Source organism: Parabacteroides caeci, assembly GCF_023656795.1.
Lineage (GTDB): Bacteria > Bacteroidota > Bacteroidia > Bacteroidales > Tannerellaceae > Parabacteroides > Parabacteroides segnis.
On record NZ_JAMOKT010000029.1, the window covers coordinates 13,587 to 32,868 of the forward strand.

Sequence of the window (19,282 nt, forward strand, 5' to 3'; positions counted from 1 at the left end):
CTCATGCGTAATCAATAAGTAATAACAATTAAAGTTGGAGGTAAGCATGAAAAAGAAAAGCTTTCTGAAAATCGGTGGAGCAATGCTCCTTTTGGCACTTGTGTTAAACATCCAGTACGCCTGGGGTGGCGATGGCGTTAAGGATCATCCGCTTCATTTAGAAGTGTTGGCACAGAGTAATGATTCTATTAGTACTGGTGGAGACGCAGGTAAGGGAGCTGGTACTGACACTGGCGTTCTTTGGACTGAAATATCAGAAGATTGTTTCGTAATTGTCACAGGTGCAGCTGACACTGTTACTGCTTTTGGATTACAATTCAAAGTTGAAGCTGATGGGTATGGAATCTTATCTGTCAGTAATGCTTCAACAAGATGTAAACCAGGAGGAGATAAGCAATGTTCTTCATCACCTTGTGGCGAATTCTGGATAGAATATGCAAAAGCCGATGGTGCAGCTGCATCAATAAAAGAAGAGCAAAAGAGAACAGAAATTGGTGATATGGTTTCTATACCGATAACAGATATGGAAACCGATTATGGTAAATTGTCTGACTTTGCAGAGGATATAAAAATGATTCCTTTAGAATTCAAAGATGAATGTATTTTAGGAGAAATCAGAAAGGTTGTGATGTCTGACAGTTATATTTTTATCATGGAAAGAAATAATCCAAAAGGCGTTTATGTGTTTGATCATATGGGGAAATATTTGTATAAGATCGGGAACCGTGGGCAGGAACCTGAAGAATTTGTTGATTTATCCGATTTTTCATTGAACGAAGAGGAACGAGTGGTCTATTTGTATGATTTAATGCGAACGAAAGTTCTTGCTTTTTCTTATGAAGGAGATTTTATAAAAGATATACCGATGAATTATTATGCTGATAATTTTGAGTATCAAAATGGATTGTTCTATTTGTATCGGGAAAATGTGGTTCATGGTGATCCTTTATATTCTTTAGTTATCAAGGATGATAAAGGGAAAACGGTGAATAAGTATTATCCGGTTATTGAAAAACTATCAAAAACTAATTATTGTGTTTTCCGAAAACTGGATAACGAAATTCTTTTTGCAGAAGATTTGCGTGATTCTATTTTTACTATAAGAGGAGATGAGTTAACTCCAAAATATTTTATTGATTATAAAGATAAATCAATGAGTAAGGTCGACCGTGAGAGTATTCTTAAAAGAACTCGTCTTCCTCTGACAGTTCTATTAGAGTGTAAGAAAATGGCAGGGATTAAGGATATATTTGAAATAAATGACAAGGTCTTTATTAAAAATAAGCATATAGTTATTCCCAAGTTTACGGTTTACGACAAAAAGACACAAAAAGTCAAAACCTTTAGCCATATATTGAATGATTTTTTGTTTATAGGTCTTTCTCATCCAATTGGCCAATATAAAGATTATTTGATATCGGTAGGTCCGCAAGAAAGGTTGCAGGCAGCTATTAATATAGGTTTTAAGGCTTGGCAGGAAGAAGGGCTTCTGACTGCTAAAAGAGCAAAAGAATTAACAGCGATGATTGAGGAACGTTTTCCGGATCGGAATAATATCGGGGAAACTAATCCGATGCTCTTTTTATTGAAAGTAAAGAAGTAACAACTATAAAATTGAATCTATATGAAAAGAATCTATTTGTATATTGCTATTCTGATTTCCGTGGTAGCGAATATATTTTTAAATTTTGCCATGAAAAAGAATGACAATAAAGTCGTTTCACAGAATGAAATAGTTTCCGACGAGTATTTGAATGAAGAGTTGGGGAAGGCCTATTCTTATTTAAAACTGAACGGGAAAAAGTTTGAGAATGTAACAGGGACATTGGGGTATCAGGATAAAATGATAGGACGCATGGGACTGGAAACATTGATAAGAGGCTATAATGTCGTTTTCTATTTTTCGGACTTATCATGCTCCTCTTGTATTATGGAACAGCTGAATTCATTGGAAAAACTGAAAAAAATAATCGGAGGGAGGATGCTGATCATATCGCATTTGCCACGAAAAGATGTGCAAAATGAACTGCTACGATTGAAATCGGAAATATCGGTATTTTATATGGATGACAAGTATGTATCTGTGTTGGAGGAGTTCAGCAAAAATCATCCGGCGGCGATAACATGGATGATTACAGATGATTTGTTTATAGTCAGCTCTTGTGTGACTGATAGCCATACCAAACATTTTAATTCGGAATTTTATGATGCGATCGTACGATTCTTTAAGTATAAGGTAATATACTGAAAAATAAGTGGTAAAGTCATATTTTGATGAAAAAGGTCATTGCTGTTATTTTATTCATACTTTTTTGTCTTTTTATCCGGATTGCAGTAGGAGAGTTATGTATAGTACCTTCCGGTAGTATGGAACCGACACTCCTTTGCGGTGACAGGGTTTGGATAGATAAGATTACGTATGGAGCACGTTTTCCTGCTAAATGGGCGGATATTCCGGTTATCAATGTTTTCACATGGATACGCCCGTTGCGGGAAATGGACAGGAATACTCATTGGAAATATAGGCGACTTCCTGGAATGGGTTATCCGGAAGTCGGTGATATAGTGGTTTTCAACAGTCCGGAAAATATGGACCAATTATTAGTAAAGCGAATTACTCGGATAAAGAAAGAAAATGATACTTTACATATCAGACGGGAGAATTATCTGTTCCTGAGAAAACTAATTGCAGAGGAGGGAAACGATGTGAGAATGAGAAACCGTGCTGTTTGTATAAATGGCATTTGTGATTCTATTTATAGGCTTAAACGTACTTATTATTATGTTGAGGGAGATAATTCTGCCGATTCAAGGGACAGCCGATATTTCGGATATATTCCGGAAACCTTAATTGTGGGTAAATTTAATTGCGTACTGTTTTCTGTTAACAATCTGGGTACTAAAGGTAAAAAGATTAGGCTTAGACGTTTTTTTCATAAAATAACCTGATAGGTATTGATTATTTTACCTTACATTATTGTAGTCAAAGAGTTTATTTATAATAAACAACGTAGTTCTTGTAGAACTATGGAATAATAAATACAAAAATAGGGTAAAAAAGTATTATATCCCTTTATAAAGGGATGATATTCTATGAAAAAAAGAGATTTGTTACAAAAATGCAGTCTCTTAGGCCTGATTTTTTGGTCTGAATCAATAATATCTCATGCATATTTGGTCAATTTCTAATAAAAATGCATTTGTTCTACAAGAACCATGGAATAATGGTCCATTGCATAATAAATTAGGAAAAATGTTGAGAACAAAACAATGTGACTATAAAAGACTATATGAAAAATATGTAGGTCAGATGTATTCATATGGTAAGGCACTCGGTGTTGATGATGATGCGTTGTATGATCTGATTCATGATGTATTCCTACATTTTTTTGAACATCAGAATGAGATTGTTGATAATGATAATGTAAAATATTATCTTTTCCGGTGTTTAAAAAATCGAATGATTTCTGAAAAGCGAAAGGAAGTTACTATGGAAGATATCGATGAATCAGATGATTATCTGTTTTCTATAGCTGTGTCTGGACTGGATTATATAGAAGAAGAGGAGGAGCGAAAGGAAATTGCGGAACAAATTGAAAATATGTTATGCAGTCTTACGGGACGACAAAGAGAAGCCATTTATTTACGCTATATGCAAGAGTTAGAGTATGATGAAATTGCTGTATTACTGAATCTTACGACTAAGGGAACACGTAAATTAATATATCGCGCAATCGAACGTATGCGTGAGCAATATGGTCCTGTTTTATTTTATTTTTTTCTTTCCAATCATTTTTTTTCATTTTAATGGGGTCATATTTCTTCTTTGTGCGTATTTATTTAAATGAATACTCATAAAAGTAAGGAATGAGCGATAAACAAATACCAGAAATAGTACATCGATTGTTACATGACCACAGTTTTGTCATGTGGTGTATGGTACCGACCCAAGAGTTGGATATTAAATGGCATGCTTGGATAAAAGAACATTCGGAAAACCAACGGGCTATTGACGAAGCACGTTTAATATTAAGATCTGTACAGTTGAACGAGTATTCTATTCCGGATGAAAAATCAGAACAAATTTGGCTGAGGTTGCAAAACGAAATGCAGCAAAAGCGTTTTAAAAAGCGTAATCTATTTATGAGATATGCAGCGGCTTGTGCTGTTTTTGTAACAGTTAGTCTGGCAGGATACTGGTTAATGGATAGAGGTCTGTTTTCAGGAAATAATCTGATGACAGGTATCGGTATGGCTATTGACACGGTTCATACAGAGGTTACATTGATAACAAAGGATCAGAAAATTATAAATGTGGAGGACAATGCCTTGATCTCTTTCAACTCTGATGTAACGATGAAAAACTCTCAGAATGAAGGACTCATTGTAAAAAAAATTGAGACTGAAGGGATTGAAAAGAATATTGATGAGACAGTGATGAATACGTTGGTCGTACCCAAAGGGCGCCGTTCTTCATTATTATTGGCTGATGGTTCTAAAATTTGGATAAACTCAGGGAGTGTGTTGCGTTTCCCTTCCCGGTTTGATGGTGACGATCGTACTATCGAAGCGGAGGGGGAGATTTATATCGAGGTCGTAAAAAGTGGCAAACCTTTTCATGTGAAAACGGCTAATTTTACAGTCAATGTGTTGGGGACTAAATTCAATCTTTCTGTTTATGGTGACGAGCAGGCACAATCAGTGGTTTTAGTAGAAGGTAGCGTGATGGTTAACACAAAGGAAAAAGAAAATATACAATTAACTCCAAATCATAAGTTGACCCTTCAACCTGATAAACACGAAATTAATGAGGTAGATGTTTTAGACTATATCTCCTGGAAAGATGGCATACTTATTTTTAAAGGAGAAACAATGGAAAATATCCTGATGCGTTTAAGTCGTTACTATAATGTGCAAATTGAATGTGCTCCTGGTATTGCCCGGCGGACAAGTTCCGGTAAACTCGTCTTGTTTGATAACATAGAGCAGGTCATGGAAACTTTTTCAATGCTTTATAATGTTCATTATCGCTTTGAATCAAATACATTACTAATAGAATAATAACCTAAAAAGAATTGCCTATGGAATATAGAATATGAAAAACGCTTGAAATTAAAAGTCCGAACGATGGGCAAGATCGTCCGGACTTGTCAGAGATTTAAATTTTCCAATTAAAAATGAAAAACCTAAAGACATACAAATGTATGAAAAAAATCAGACATATTATTGTATTACTGCTGAGTATGGGTATAACCTGTGCTTATGCAAATAATGAGTCGTTTATTTCGATAGAACAAATACTGGAACAAAAACAGTCCACTATGCTGGACGTTCTTAAATTCATAGAGACCGAGACCGGTTATGTGTTTTTCTATTCCGATGAGATCAAAAGCGAGTTGAATAGAAAAGCGCAAACAGGAGTAGTGAAAGGTTCTATACAAGAAATTCTTAATCCGCTGTTTGAGAAGACAGAACTAACTTATCAGATAAATGGAAATCAGGTCGTGGTAAAAAGAAAAGCGATTTCTGGTCCTGCTTCTTTGCCTTCGGTTTCGCAAAAGAAGAGTATAACGGTAACTGGGGTTGTCAGCGATGCGACCGGTGAACCTTTGATTGGGGCGAATATCTGGTTGAAGAACAGTTCTGTTGGGGCTGTTACTGATATTGATGGTAAATACACGATTAAAGTTGACGGAGTTGGCGGAGTGTTGACCTTCTCTTATATGGGGATGAGGAGTGTCGATATCGCTGTAAATAATCAATCGACTATTAATGTGACATTGGAGTCGGATGATGAAGTGCTTGACGAAGTTGTGGTAGTAGGCTATGGGCGTCAAAAGAAAGAAAGTGTTGTCGGGGCTATATCTACCGTTGATGTTGCGAACCTGAAAGTACCAGGCGCTTCAATATCCAATGTTTTGGCCGGACAGTTAGCAGGTGTCGTGGCAATGAGCCGTTCGGGTGAACCCGGCAAAAACAGTGCAGCCGATTTTTATATTCGTGGCGTATCTTCTTTTAAAGGAAATTCGACTCCTTTAGTGTTGGTTGACGGTATTGAACGTGAACTGGATTTGGTTGATACAGACGATATTGCATCTTTTTCTATCTTGAAAGATGCTTCTGCTTCAGCAGTATATGGGGTACGTGGGGCAAATGGAGTCATCCTGATCACGACTAAAAAAGGAAACGTAGGAAAGCCTGTTATCAACGTACGTACTGAAGCCGGCATTACCAGTCCGACCAAAATGCCTAAAATGGTTAATTCTGCTCAATGGGCTGACTTGTATAATGATATTCAACCAGGTTATTATACGCCGGAAACGATAGAAATGTACCGCAACGGATCTGATCTGGATCTTTATCCAAATGTGAACTGGATTGATGCATTGTATAACGATCTGGCATCGAACCAGCGAGTAAACCTAAGTATTACAGGTGGTACGGAAATAGTTAAATACTATATTTCAGGATCATTTTATAATGAAAGTTCAATTTTTAAGAGTGCAGGCGATATATACGATTATAATTCATCGATTAATTATAATAAGTTTAATTTCAGGGCGAATGTTGATTTGGCTTTGACAAAGAGTACAACTTTGAATTTAAACCTTGCGAATATTTATGAGAAGTCTTTTGGTCCGGGTTTTGGCGATAATGATGATACTATTTGGCAATATACCTATTTAGTTTCTCCTAATGCTTTTCCTGTTCAGTATTCAGATGGTACAATTGCTGCGCCTTCCAGTGATTCTGGTTATAATCCTTGGAATATGCTTGTACACTCGGGCTATCGTCAACAATTCTGGAACTCTTCACAGTCGCTTGTCGGATTGACTCAGGATTTTGGGGTACTTTGGGAACCTTTGAAGGGATTGACCGGAAATTTCAAATTTTCATGGGATGCATGGAATACAACTATTCAGCGCCGTAGTAAAGAACCGACCCAATATCATGCCACAGGAAGGGATGAAGAGGGTAATCTGATTTTCGGTACTCCAATCCGTACGGGTAGTGGAGAGTTATCGTACGCAATCGGTCGTGACGGAACAATGACCACTTATATGGAGGCCTCTCTTAATTATGAACGCTTATTTAATGAAAAACACCGTTTGGGAGCACTGTTTTTATACAATCATAAAATACACACTCGCACACAGGAAGGTGATAAATTTAAATCATTGCCTTATAAGAACCAAGGTATTGCGGGACGTATGACGTATGCATTCAATGATACTTATTTTGCAGAAGTGAATGTCGGTTATAACGGTTCCGAGAACTTTGCGCGTGGGCATAGGTTCGGATTCTTTCCTGCTGGTGCGATCGGATGGATGATTTCTAATGAAAAGTGGTTTCAACCGCTGACAAAAGTGGTCGATATGCTTAAGCTGAAAGGATCATATGGTATTGTCGGAAATGATGATATCGGAGGACAACGTCGCTGGGTCTATGAATCGACAATTCTTGTAGGCAATGATGCTGGTGCTGGAAATTGGAACTATGGTTCTGCCGGAGGAAATGGAGGCGGAGGTATCCGAGTTGGTGATGTTGAGAATTTGACAGCATCATGGGAAGAGGCTCATAAACTTAATGTCGGAGCTGAATTTTCTTTATTTAATAAACTGCGTATTCAAGCAGATTATTTTTCAGAAAAGCGTACCGGCATTTTTCTGCAGCGTGCTGGTTTGCCTGCTATTGCAGGTTTATCCGTAATTCCTTATACGAATATTGGTGAAACAAAAAATCAAGGTTTTGACGGAACAATGGAATACTCACAGAAAATCGGACAAGTATTTCTGACCGGACGGGCTAATTTTACATATAATAGAAATGAATTGCTTAATAATGATGAGCCTGACTGGGAGTATAAATACCAAAACAGAATAGGAAAACCTTTTGGATCGGGTGGTGCTATGCAACCATTCGGACTTGTTGCACTTGGACTTTTTGAAAGCCAGGAAGATATTGATAATAGTCCAAAACAAACATTTGGTGAATATCGGGTCGGTGATATTAAATATCAGGATGTAAATGGTGATGGTGTAATTAACTCACAGGATCAGATAGCGATGGGATATACCAATTTACCTGAAATGATTTATGGTTTTGGTGCAACTGCTCAATGGAAGAATTGGGATGTGAATGTGTTTTTCCAGGGTGTTAATCATGTAAACTTCTTTTTAAGCGGATCAACCATAAAGACTCCTTTCGGTTCCGGAAATATGGAACGTGCCGCAATTAATGAGGATGTTTATAATAATGTATGGAGACCAGGTAATACCCCGGAACAAAATGCTGGAGCGATTTATCCCCGCCTGAGTTGGAGTGGATCGTCAGGTTCATCCAATAATGCCCAGACTTCTGACTGGTGGATGCGGGATGGCAGTTTTCTTCGTTTGAAAAACTTCGAAGTAGGATATACGATGCCGAAGAGCCTGATGAGTAAAACTTTTATTAAATCGGTTCGCTTCTATTTATCAGGAAATAACTTGCTTACATTCAGTAAATTTAAGTTATGGGACCCTGAAAAGGGGAATGGAGACGGTTCCGGCTATCCTCCGAACAGAGTAGTAACAGTTGGTTTTAATGCTAATTTTTAATCCTCTAAATAATTATGAATATGAAAATATCAATCATACAATCTTTTCAAATCATTTGTCTTCTGGTCGGAACCTCTTTTTTCGTATCTTGTGATGATTTTCTGGACAGACAGGAAGATGAAAAACTAACATTTGATAAAATCTGGGAAGCCCGTAATAATACCAGAAGTTATTGGCTTAATTCGATGAGTTTTTTGCCGAATGATGCTGATGACTTTAATTATTCCCCTTGGTTAGGTGCATCTGATGAAGGATCGATTACTTATGACCGGGACACACGCTGGATCAATTTTGGCTCTTGGAATGCCAGTAGCGTTCCTTATTATAAAATGGATTTCTATTATAAAGGTATTCGTGAATGTAATATTTTTATGCAGAATGTCGACCGTTGTTCCGATCCTATTGTGACAAAGGAAGAACTGGCGCAATGGAAAGTACAAAGTCGATTCGCACGCGCTTATTATTATTTTATGATGATGCGTATTTATGGGCCGGTCTTCTTACTGGGGGATGAATTACTGGACTTTACAGCTTCAACTGAAGATCTTTACCGGCCACGTAATACATGGGATGAATGTGTGAATTATGTAGTGAGTGAAATGGAAGCCTGTATCAATGACCCGGCAATGGCTGAAAATTATTCGGATGCAGAAAAAGGATTGGCAACCAAAGGTGCTTGTCAGGCTCTTATCGCTCGTTTAAAACTTTATTCGGCGCGTGATCTGTTTAATGGAAATAAATTATATAGTTCCGTGATAAATCCGGTGACTGATAAATTCCCGGAATTATCAGGAGTACATTTATTTCCTCAGGAATACGATGCAAATAAATGGCTGGAAGCAGCTAAGGCTGCTAAAGTTTTGATTGATAATTCACTGTATAAATTATACCGTGCCGGCGACGGTTCTGACCCGTATGCAAATTATTATGGGATAACTCAGGAACATTGGAATTCTGAATTGATCTGGTCGACCGGTTATAAAGGCCGTTATACAATGGGCGTACATACAGTTCCGACCGGAATTTCCGGAACTGCTTATGGTGGCGTTGGCCCGACTCAGCAACAGGTGGATGCATATGCTATGTCTAACGGGCGTTATCCGATTTCCGGATATAGCGGAACAAATCCAGTTATTGATACACAATCCGGATATAGTGAAGATGAATTTGAAAAGACAACATGGGAATATCCGGCTTGGGGAGGTGCCGCAGCGTATGATTTGAATGCTCCGAACATGTATAAAGATCGTGAACCACGTTTCTATGTTTCTGTATTTTTCGGTGGAAATAAGTGGCACCATGGTAGTGGTATGACTTTGATTTCTTTTGCTAAAGGGGGGAATGGAAATAAATCGCATGATTATCCGAAATCCGGATATCTGATCAATCGTTTTTATGATCATACGCTTAACTCTGCCAGTGGTCAATGGGGAAATATAGTCTTTCCGACATTCCGTCTAGCCGAGATGTATCTCAACTTTATAGAATCGGTGCTCGAGTGTAAAAAACGAAATGTCGCTTTGCCTTCGGGGTATGAAACACAAGCGATGGAGCTTTGGGGTGATCTACGTGACCGTGCCGGTTTGGCTTCGATTACTGATGTTTATCCTAATGCAACTACAGAAGAGTTGATCGAACTTTGCCGTCGTGAGCGTCGTATTGAACTCGCTTTTGAGAATCATCGTTATTTCGATACTCGTACATGGATGATTTCCAAGGAGGTTGATGGAGGACCGATATATGGTATGAATACGCAATTCCCCGGAAGTGGAGATGAGACTCCCGATGGTTTTTGGGAAAGGGTTGCTTTTGAAACACGTGTGTTTGAAGATAACCATTATCTGTATCCTTTTTCACAAAGAGAGTTGGATAGAAATAAATTGTTAACTCAGAATTATGGTTGGTAATTCTGATAATCTTAAAAGACATTGTTTATGAAGAATATATTAATAATATCATTCCTGTTTTCTTTAGGTGTGGCATTTACAGCCTGTGAAGATAATAAAGGTGAGTTTCTGAGTGATTATAGTACGATACTTTATTTCAGGAATAATGGTGAAATACTGGTTTCACTTTATAAAACAGGTGAGGATGGTGATTATCAATTGGTAATTAATAAATCAGGTTCTGATTTAGGAAGTATTACTGAAGTCGAGATCGAAGTATCGGATGATGTGTTGGCAAATTATAATGCTCAAAATGGTACTGGATATGTAAAACTGCCTGATAATTGTTATCAGATTGCAGAGGATAGAGTTGAGTTTGGAGCGGACAATTTGTATAAGCATGTAAATGTAGCGTTCAAAACTGATATTATTTTCAGTTTACCGGCAGAAGTAAAATATGCATTGCCTGTTTCTTTGAAAAACTCCAAAGATTCAATTAATGCAGAAAAAAGTCAGATGATTCTGGTTCCAACTGTATCGATCCCTTCTGTGTATTTCAGCCAAACGGGATATGTATCTAATTCTTTTACGGATGAAGGTGCTCAACAGGCTAAATTCACTTTACCGGTTACAATGCCATTAACAAATAAATGGACATTCGATTGTAAGGTTGAAGTTGACCAGGCATTATTGGATGAGTATAATAAGAAAAATGATACGAATTATTCATTGCTACCGAAAGATGCTTATATGTTGAGCGGGGATGGTGTTGTCGGATTTACACCTGATTCAAGTCTGGTAAATCTGGAAATTACGGTAGACCGTACAACACTGGAGTACGGTAATTATGTTCTGCCATTGCGACTGGCTAATTGTACACAGGAATATTTTGTTATTGATCCGGGTAAAAACGCATGTCTTTATGGTATTTCATATGTACCGGACGAAAGCAAATTGAAAAAAGTGGAATTGACAGCCGATATGCTTTCTTCAAATGCCGTTGAGCCGTCGGAAGGTTCATTGGCAAATCTGTTGGATGGAGATGTGGAAACTTACTTCCATTCTGCCTGGAGCGTTGCTGTGGAAGGTTCTCATTACCTTCAGGTTGCATTACCGGCAGAGACTACTGCGTTTAATTTCTATTATACGACACGTTCGGCAAATGGCAGTGCCGCACCGGCAAAGATCATTATTGAAGGTAGTCTGGATGGTGTATCTTTTAATAAGATAAGCACGCTGACCGACGGACTGCCGACTGGTGGTAAAGAAACTTATAATTCGAAGATTATGGTAGGAAAGCCGTTTAAGATTATTCGTTTCTCTGTTCCGGAAAATGCGACAGGAGGTAATTTCTTCGTATGGAGTGAATTTGGAATGAAGGTTTTCTAGACTTTATTTCCCAGACATAAGTCTTTTGTTATCAAAGGCGGAAGTATGGTTCATTAGATTCCATATTTCCGCTTTCTTTGTAATTGTTTTATAAAATAATCGAATATTGTAACTTGAAAAAGACTTATCCTTTCTTCTGCTTTTTATACTCCCTCGGCGACATCCCCATCATTTTACTGAACAGACGGGAGAAATAATAGGTATCTTCTATTCCTATCTTATAACAGATCTGGTTTACTTTCTATCCGAATATTTATATATACCGAATATTCTTTTTATTTTTGCCCCAGGAGGAGATGTTATAAATATGCCTGTAACCACGTTATTCAATAGTATATATGCACAATATTATGCCAAATCGTTCCGGTTTGCAAATTTGTATGTCCGGAATGATCTGGCTGCGGAAGATATTGTGACGGAATCGTTGCTCAAATTATGGGAAACGATGAAAAAAGAATCTGTGGAAAAACCACAGGCATTGTTATTGACTATTTTGAAGCATAAATCATTGGATTATTTGAAGGCGCGTGCTCACGAACAAGAGGCATTCGATGCTATGCAGGAGTGGCGCAGTCGTGAACTGGCAATTCGTATCTCGACTTTGGAGGCGTGCGATCCGGATTATATTTTTTCAGACGAGATACGTTCGATCATGGCTGATACGTTAAAAAAGCTTCCGGAGCAGACCCGGAGAATCTTTATTATGAGCCGTTTTGAGAATAAGTCGGGTAAAGAAATAGCCGACATATTGGGTATTACTGTTAAAGGAGTGGATTATCATATGGGCAAAGCCTTAAAAGCCTTGAGAATTTCGTTGAAAGATTATTTACCTATCCTCTATTTTCTGTTTTATTGATTTCCTGTTTTATCCGAAAGGAGAAAAAAGTTTCATTCGGATGGAAATTTTTTTTTCATTCGGGACTAGTGAACTTTCTCCGGTTGTCGTCTTATATATGTAAAGAGATAAAATATGGACGATAAACTATTGCAATTATATTTTGAAGGACGTACAACAGAGGAGCAATCACGTCTGATTACGGAATGGTTGGATGCTGATGCGGCAAACATGAAGCATTATCAGCAACTGTGCCGCTTGTATGAAATTGGTTTTTGGCATGAAAAACCGGAAACTGTCACACTGCCGTTGAAAGGAAAGTTCAGGTGGCGGAGTATTATGCGGGAGGTGGTGAAGATCACTGCTGTTTTTATGTTGGGATTTGCATTGAACTATTGGCTCAATCCAGATACGGAAGAAAATATTGCCATGCAAACCATACATGTCCCGGCAGGCCAAAATGCACAGTTGACTCTGGCGGATGGTTCAAAAGTCTGGCTGAATGCCGGGAGTACACTGAATTTCCCGACTCGCTTCGTTGAAGGAAAACGGCAGGTAACTTTGGTTGGAGAAGGTTTTTTTGAAGTAAAGGCCAATAAGGAAAAGCCGTTTATTGTTTCGACATCTACTTATGATGTTAAAGCTTTAGGTACATCTTTTAATGTACATGCTTATAATCAGTCAAAAGAATTTGAGACAGCATTGTTAACAGGGAAAGTCGAAATTTCAGATCGCATGACCAATCATTCCATATCCCTGACCCCGAACAACCGGGCTGTGATTGGAGATGATGGATTGTCGGTTATACCTATCGAAAGTGCGGACTATTTTTTGTGGCGTGAAGGTATTCTTTATTTTGATGAACCATTGACAGAAGTTCTGGAAAAGCTGGAATTATATTTCGATGTAAATATCCATGTGAATAATAAATCCGTATTGGAAAACAAGCGACATTGTACGGGTAAGTTCCGGACAAGGGATGGTCTGGATCATATTCTGAGTGTGCTGCAATTGACCAATCATTTTACTTATAAGAAAGACGAGGAAAAGAATCTGATAACTATTAACTGATTTTGATGTGTAACTTTTAAATTCTAATAGCCTATGATACAAACGTAAAGATATGAGAAAACCGGCAAGCGCTGCAACGCTTACCGGTTGTGGGTCAGAACCCCGAATTGGGAGATTTATCGAAGTACTAACTAATTATTAATTACAAAATTATGAATTATATTTTGTACAGGCAATCTATACTTAAATTTAAACATATATTTCGAATTATGAGAATCACTGTTGTTGCCTTATTTACTTGTATTTATACGCTTTTTGCGGTTGAAGCCGATTCGCAAAATGCGAAAGTATCCATACAGGCGAATGGTTTTTCCATCCAGAAAGTGATGCGCGAGATAGAGAGACAGACCGATTATTTGTTTGTGTATGACAAGAATGAAGTCGATGTAAATAGAAAAGTTTCAGTTGATGTGAATAATGAATCGGTATCAGAAGTTCTTAACAGAGTTTTTGAAGGTACAGGTGTATCTTATAAGGTGGTAGGTAAGAATATCACTTTAGTGAAAGGTGCTGTTGCCCCAGAAAATATGGTGAAACAACAAACCGGAAAGAAAGTAACGGGAACTGTTTTGGACCAGAATGGTGAACCGGTTATCGGTGCCAACGTGGTTGAGAAAGGAACTACGAATGGGACGATAACGGATGTAGATGGGAAGTTTAGTTTGGAAGTTTCAAATAATGCAATTCTTCTTGTTTCTTATATCGGGTATAATCCGATAGAGATACAAACGGGGAAGGACTCTGTTTTAAGGGTCGTTATGAAAGAAGATACTCAGGCTCTGGATGAAGTTGTAGTTGTGGCCTATGGTACTCAGAAGAAAGTAAACTTGACTGCTGCCGTAGAATCGGTGGATAGTAAAGTTTTGGAGAATCGTCCGGTTAGGACTGCTACGGAAATGTTGGAAGGGGTTGTGCCTAACTTAAATATTTCGACAACTTCCGGTGCTCCCGATGCAAGTTCTTCTTTGAATATTCGAGGTTTTACGGGAATAAATACAAAAGGGGAGCCCCTTGTATTGGTAGATGGTGTAGAACAAGACATGGATTTTGTGAATCCCAACGATATAGAAACTATTTCCGTATTAAAAGATGCGGCAGCTTCTGCCATCTACGGTTCACGAGCTCCTTACGGTGTTGTTCTTATCACTACTAAAACAGGGGAAAAAGGCAAAAAAGCCTCTATACAATATTCCGGTACATATCAGATAAGCCAACCGTCTATGTTACCTAAATCTGCATCCTCTGTCGATTTTGCAAACATTCATAATCGTTCGTTCAGAAATAGTTTACAGGAAGGTCCCTATTCGGAAAATGTAATTCAGAAAATGCAGGATTACATCGATGGTAAACTGGCTACGTATAATGAGATTCAACCTAACGGCTGGTGGGGCGAACATTGGGATGCTTATGCTAATACGGATTATTACGATTATGCTTTTCGTGATGTAGCTCATAGTACGACGCACGATTTAAGTGTTTCAGGTGGAACAACCAAATCCTCTTATTATGCCGGTCTAGGGTATAACTACAAGCAAGGTATTTATAATTCGGATATAGATAAATACAAAAAATATTCAGCTATATTGAAGGTTGACACTGAAATAGCAGACTGGTTGTCGTTTAATATGAATACTCGTTATGTCCGTCAGGAAACGGTTCGTCCGAACTATAGAGGAGCCGATAGTTCTTCCAATTCTGATAGTAATTTCTTAAATAGCTTAGCTTATTTCCCCAATATACCAATTAAAAATCCGGATGGGTCATGGCATCGTCTCTCTGCTATGCCTGCTTTAACAGGAGCACAAGGACGTATGGATAAAACGATAGATGATTTTTGGTTATCTGGGGGATTGAAATTAACACCAGTCGAAGGACTGACGGTAAAAGGTGATTTTTCATGGAATATACAAAGTGCTTTGGATGACCGTTCCACACTGGTTGCTTATGTTGATGAACCAAATGGAGATAAAGTTCGTTCGGCACGTTCTTCTACGGTTGATAAATTGTGGAAAAAATCATACAGAAGTAATTATTACACAATGGATTTGACTGCCGACTATCATAAAGCGTTCGGAAAACATGATTTTAGCGTATTGGTAGGTTTACAAACGGAATACAAGCAAAATCATAATATGATAGGAACTCTCACCGGTTTATATACACAGAATATACCATCCTTTAATGTCTCATGGGGAGATAACATGAAGTTGACAGATGAAAAAAATCATTGGTCTACTATGGGTACATTCTTTAGGCTAAGTTATAATTATGACAGCCGCTATTTGTTGGATGTAAACGGACGTTATGACGCAGCTTCCAAATATCCTGCTGATACCCGTTGGGCTTTCTTCCCTTCCGTTTCTGCCGGTTGGAATATTGCTCGTGAAGCTTTTTGGCCAATCGAGCAAATATCAACGTTGAAAGTAACCGGTTCTTTCGGAAAACTGGGCGATCAAGCCGGGGGTAATTATTTATACATTCCGACTATGGGGACAGGTACTGTTGGTGGAATGGTGCTTGATGGCAATGCTCCCAAATATGTTTCTATGCCTGGAATTATTGCTAACCAGATAACATGGGCAAAACCACAAACATTAGGGTTCGGAGTGGAAGCTGCCGCTTTAGATAATAGACTGAGAGGTGAATATTATTGGTATCAGCGCACTGTTTACGACCAATTAGGACCGGTTAGTACTTTGCCGGAAGTTTTGGGAACCAATCCTCCGCAAACTAATAATGCCGTATCTGAAACAAGGGGGTGGGAAATGTCATTGTCATGGAGAGACCAAGCTTGTGTATTGGCCGGTTCTCCCTTGAATTATAACGTGCGGTTTATTTTATCTGATTATATAGGTTATGTTGTAAGTTATCCGAATAATGTAACAGGTTCGAGAAATTCATGGACTCCCGGACAAGTCTTCGGAAAATTGTATGGTTACCAATCTGCCGGAATTGCAACAGATAAAAACCAGTTACAGGGCAGTGTATTACCCGGTAATGGTTGGTATTATACCGGAGACTTGCTTTTTCAGGATTTGAACGGGGATGGACGTATTAATACCGGAACAGGGGGAACCTGGTATTCCATGGGCGATCTGAAAGAATTAGGATATACCTATCCCCGTATGAAGTATGCTATCAATCTCGGAATTGATTGGAAGAATATCTCTTTTTCCATGTTCCTTGACGGGGTGGGTAAAGAAGTCAGGTATATTAATAATTTCAATACATTCGGAGCGACGGGGAGTGCCTCTTCCCGAAGAATGTTCCAGCAGCATGTCGATTTAGCCTATTGGTCCGAATATTCAACAGGTGCATTTTTCCCCCGTGCATATACCGATAGCAAAAACTTTGCAAGTGCGAATAATCAATATATGATAGATTTGGCTCATTTGAGGATTAAAAATATCAGTCTGGGATATACGGTTCCGGCATCATTGATCAGCAAACTGAAGGTCAGCCGTCTGTCATTCAATTTAAGTGTTGAGAATTTAGGCTTTATCTACAATAAATCTTGGTTGGACTTGGATCCGCAAATGATTCGTCAGAGTGGTAACGGATATCCTATCCAAAGAACTTATTCTATAGGAGTTAAAGTCGATATTTAATAACATAAAACGAAAGAATATGGAAACAGTAAAATATTATATTATGGGGTTGATTGGACTTTGTAGTCTGGCCGGATGTTCGGACTTTCTGGATCGTTACCCGCAAGATGCCATGAGTGACCAATCATTTTTTACCAGTGAAACAGACTTGGAGTATTATATGAACGGTCTGTATAATGAGAATATTATTCGGAAACAAAATGCTTATCGTTGGAACAGCTTGAATAATGCAAATGACGATGTTGTTGGCGGTAGTCCGGCGGATGCCCTAATGAAGCATTCGACATCGGGAGTGGCTAGTGAAAAGAATGATACTTGGAATAACTCTTATGATTATATCCGCAAAGCCAATTATTTTTTAGCAAACGCACACAAGGTTGGCAACATGTCTGCTGTAGGTAAGCATTTTCTTGGAGAAGGCTTTTATTGTAGGGCTGCCAAATATTTCGATTTGTTACAAACATTTGGTGGGGTACCTTATATAGATAAAGTATTAAATACCGAAAGTGAAGAGTTATATAAGCCACGTGATAGTCGCCAATTTGTTGCGGAACGTATAATTGCAGATTTGGATTCTGCCGTTATGTATCTACAGTGGAAAGGCGAAGGCAAAGCGAAGGCCGGTCGTATAAACAAAGAAGCTGCATTGGTTTTGCAAACCCGTGTTGCTCTTTACGAAGGGTCGTGGGAATATTATCATGGACGGAAAGGAACGAAGTTTCAGGTAAGTGGCCAAGATGGGACAACTTTTTTAAAAAAAGCTGTAGAAGCCGGTGAAATGTTGATACAAAAACATGGAGGCAACCTATATAAGGGTAGCGAAGGAAATGAGTATTTCGAATACTTCAATCAAATGGATTATTCCAATATTCCCGGAGCTTTTTTGTACAAATGTTATTCACGCTCTTTGGCTGTCATACAAACATGGTGCCGTTCTTATGCAGAAGGTATGGGAAGTCTTACTAAAAGTGCAGTTGATTCCTATTTAATGAGAGACGGGAAACCGGTAGAAATATCCAGTGTCATTTTCGATCCCAAATTGATGAATAGTTTGGCCGAAAATAAAGATCCACGTCTGGCTCAAACAATTTGGGTACCCCAAAAAGGACGTTTTTACGATTATTTGCCGACTATTCCCAATGCGTATAAAACAAAATATCCGGGTTTGATTCAAAATCAACAACGTAATCCATGTTACTCAGGATACCGGATATGGAAAGGGGTCTCTTTCGATGCTGCCGAATTTGATAACGGGGAGGTGGACGACCTGATCATACGTTACGAAGAGGGATTACTCAATTTTGCAGAAGCAAAAGCCATCTTGGGGACAATCACACAGGAGGATCTCAATAAATCGGTTAACTATATCCGTGCCAGAGTCGGCATGCCGGGCATGAACCTGTCGGAAATAAACAGTTGGAATATAGCATACAAGAAGCAGGAAGGATATGACACCGGAGCACCCAATATTGTCAATGAAATCCGCCGTGAACGCCGTGTAGAACTTATGTTGGAAGGGTTCCGGTTGGCAGATATCAAACGTTGGGCCATGTTTGACGATGTATTCAACGGATGGAAACCTGTTGGAGCGCACGCTCAGGAATATCTTGATTACTGGAATGATGCAGAAAAAGTATTAGCCGACGGTTTTGACTGGAAAAAACCGGAAGAAGTTCTCCTTGCTCAAGGAAAAAACTTCGATGCAATTGACGGATGGATTAACCCTCTCTACAAAAACGCAGATTTTAAAGCGAATAGCGGAAGAGGGTATTACATCGATCCGGACAGGGACTATCTGAGTTCTATCCCGAGAAGTGAAATTTTATTATATGAAGAAAAAGCCGGGGTTACGCTTGAACAGAACCCGGGATGGTATTGATAACTAATAAAGATAAC

The 19,282-nt window shown here is 38.5% G+C and carries 12 protein-coding genes and 1 pseudogene; 12 read left to right on the plus strand and 1 reads right to left on the minus strand.

From position 1 onward, the window contains the following. The first annotated feature begins 46 nt into the window (after positions 1-46). The 8 genes from NBH15_RS15185 (at position 47) to NBH15_RS15220 (ending at position 11,872) form a co-directional block, all read left to right on the plus strand. On the plus strand, positions 47-1,603 hold the full coding sequence (locus NBH15_RS15185; RefSeq protein WP_199676437.1) for a DUF4934 domain-containing protein: 1,557 nt from the start codon (positions 47-49) through the stop codon (positions 1,601-1,603). Positions 1,604-1,624: 21 nt separating this feature from the next. Next, positions 1,625-2,248, plus strand: a complete 624-nt coding sequence (locus tag NBH15_RS15190; RefSeq protein WP_128135762.1) for a hypothetical protein — start codon at positions 1,625-1,627, stop codon at positions 2,246-2,248. Between the two features lie 26 nt (positions 2,249-2,274). Then, positions 2,275-2,949, plus strand: coding sequence for a signal peptidase I (lepB, locus tag NBH15_RS15195; RefSeq protein ID WP_128135763.1), 675 nt, complete (start codon positions 2,275-2,277; stop codon positions 2,947-2,949). Between the two features lie 304 nt (positions 2,950-3,253). Further along, positions 3,254-3,808: an RNA polymerase sigma factor gene (locus NBH15_RS15200; protein ID WP_128134130.1), complete on the plus strand. Its 555-nt coding sequence runs from the start codon at positions 3,254-3,256 to the stop codon at positions 3,806-3,808. Positions 3,809-3,867: 59 nt separating this feature from the next. Then, the gene (locus tag NBH15_RS15205; protein WP_128134111.1) at positions 3,868-5,061 is read left to right on the plus strand and encodes a FecR family protein; all 1,194 of its coding nucleotides are present in this window, start codon (positions 3,868-3,870) and stop codon (positions 5,059-5,061) included. Between the two features lie 143 nt (positions 5,062-5,204). Next, positions 5,205-8,597 (plus strand): SusC/RagA family TonB-linked outer membrane protein, encoded by a 3,393-nt coding sequence (locus tag NBH15_RS15210; RefSeq protein ID WP_128134112.1) that lies wholly within the window; start codon positions 5,205-5,207, stop codon positions 8,595-8,597. Between the two features lie 20 nt (positions 8,598-8,617). Beyond that, positions 8,618-10,504 (plus strand): RagB/SusD family nutrient uptake outer membrane protein, encoded by a 1,887-nt coding sequence (locus NBH15_RS15215; protein ID WP_250822993.1) that lies wholly within the window; start codon positions 8,618-8,620, stop codon positions 10,502-10,504. Positions 10,505-10,531: 27 nt separating this feature from the next. Further along, complete coding sequence (locus tag NBH15_RS15220) at positions 10,532-11,872, plus strand: BT_3987 domain-containing protein (RefSeq protein ID WP_128134113.1); 1,341 nt, start codon at positions 10,532-10,534, stop codon at positions 11,870-11,872. A gap of 124 nt (positions 11,873-11,996) precedes the next feature. Here NBH15_RS15220 and NBH15_RS15225 read toward each other — a convergent pair. Next, positions 11,997-12,113: pseudogene (locus NBH15_RS15225) on the minus strand (helix-turn-helix domain-containing protein); the annotation flags it as partial. Positions 12,114-12,179: 66 nt separating this feature from the next. On the opposite strand from NBH15_RS15225, the gene NBH15_RS15230 reads away from it, so the two are divergent. The 4 genes from NBH15_RS15230 (at position 12,180) to NBH15_RS15245 (ending at position 19,265) form a co-directional block, all read left to right on the plus strand. After that, positions 12,180-12,728, plus strand: coding sequence for an RNA polymerase sigma-70 factor (locus NBH15_RS15230; protein ID WP_122326698.1), 549 nt, complete (start codon positions 12,180-12,182; stop codon positions 12,726-12,728). Positions 12,729-12,842: 114 nt separating this feature from the next. Next, positions 12,843-13,778: a FecR family protein gene (locus NBH15_RS15235; RefSeq protein WP_128134114.1), complete on the plus strand. Its 936-nt coding sequence runs from the start codon at positions 12,843-12,845 to the stop codon at positions 13,776-13,778. 209 nt (positions 13,779-13,987) lie between these two features. Continuing rightward, the gene (locus tag NBH15_RS15240) at positions 13,988-17,386 is read left to right on the plus strand and encodes a TonB-dependent receptor (protein WP_250822994.1); all 3,399 of its coding nucleotides are present in this window, start codon (positions 13,988-13,990) and stop codon (positions 17,384-17,386) included. A gap of 19 nt (positions 17,387-17,405) precedes the next feature. Continuing rightward, positions 17,406-19,265: a RagB/SusD family nutrient uptake outer membrane protein gene (locus tag NBH15_RS15245; protein ID WP_128134117.1), complete on the plus strand. Its 1,860-nt coding sequence runs from the start codon at positions 17,406-17,408 to the stop codon at positions 19,263-19,265. The last annotated feature ends 17 nt before the right edge of the window (positions 19,266-19,282 follow it).

Bases quoted from the DNA above. Each gene is read 5' to 3' on its own strand.
- NBH15_RS15185 (WP_199676437.1), top strand. From the start codon at position 47: ATGAAAAAGAAAAGCTTTCTGAAAATCGGTGGAGCAATGCTCCTTTTG.
- NBH15_RS15190 (WP_128135762.1), top strand. From the start codon at position 1,625: ATGAAAAGAATCTATTTGTATATTGCTATTCTGATTTCCGTGGTAGCG.
- lepB (WP_128135763.1), top strand. From the start codon at position 2,275: ATGAAAAAGGTCATTGCTGTTATTTTATTCATACTTTTTTGTCTTTTT.
- NBH15_RS15200 (WP_128134130.1), top strand. From the start codon at position 3,254: ATGTTGAGAACAAAACAATGTGACTATAAAAGACTATATGAAAAATAT.
- NBH15_RS15205 (WP_128134111.1), top strand. From the start codon at position 3,868: ATGAGCGATAAACAAATACCAGAAATAGTACATCGATTGTTACATGAC.
- NBH15_RS15210 (WP_128134112.1), top strand. From the start codon at position 5,205: ATGAAAAAAATCAGACATATTATTGTATTACTGCTGAGTATGGGTATA.
- NBH15_RS15215 (WP_250822993.1), top strand. From the start codon at position 8,618: ATGAAAATATCAATCATACAATCTTTTCAAATCATTTGTCTTCTGGTC.
- NBH15_RS15220 (WP_128134113.1), top strand. From the start codon at position 10,532: ATGAAGAATATATTAATAATATCATTCCTGTTTTCTTTAGGTGTGGCA.
- NBH15_RS15230 (WP_122326698.1), top strand. From the start codon at position 12,180: ATGCCTGTAACCACGTTATTCAATAGTATATATGCACAATATTATGCC.
- NBH15_RS15235 (WP_128134114.1), top strand. From the start codon at position 12,843: ATGGACGATAAACTATTGCAATTATATTTTGAAGGACGTACAACAGAG.
- NBH15_RS15240 (WP_250822994.1), top strand. From the start codon at position 13,988: ATGAGAATCACTGTTGTTGCCTTATTTACTTGTATTTATACGCTTTTT.
- NBH15_RS15245 (WP_128134117.1), top strand. From the start codon at position 17,406: ATGGAAACAGTAAAATATTATATTATGGGGTTGATTGGACTTTGTAGT.